This is a genomic window from Streptomyces bobili (genome assembly GCF_002154575.1).
GTDB lineage: Bacteria > Actinomycetota > Actinomycetes > Streptomycetales > Streptomycetaceae > Streptomyces > Streptomyces bobili.
Window position 1 is genome coordinate 674 of the sequence record NZ_MUBA01000902.1, and the last position, 234, is coordinate 907.

The 234-nt window shown below is 73.5% G+C and carries 1 protein-coding gene; it reads left to right on the top strand.

What is annotated here, in order from left to right; translation table 11 throughout:
- Nucleotides 1-234, top strand: a 234-nt coding sequence (locus BZL64_RS38590; protein WP_143663476.1) for an urease accessory protein UreD, incomplete at both ends; no start/stop codon positions are given.

Consider the following 234-nt stretch of genomic DNA (forward strand, 5'->3'; position numbering starts at 1 on the left):
GATGAGCGGGCCCCTCGGCGGTGACCGTTTCGCCGTCGAGGCGGAGGTCGGCAGCGGTGCCCGGCTGCGCGTCGGCTCGGCCGCCGCCACCATCGCCCTGCCCGGCCAGGTCAAGGACGAGGCCCATTACGCCGTCCGGCTCGACGTCGCCGACGGCGGTGAACTGTACTGGCTGCCCGAGCAGTTGATCTCCGCGCGGGGCAGCGACCTGTACGTCACCACCCGCGCCGACCT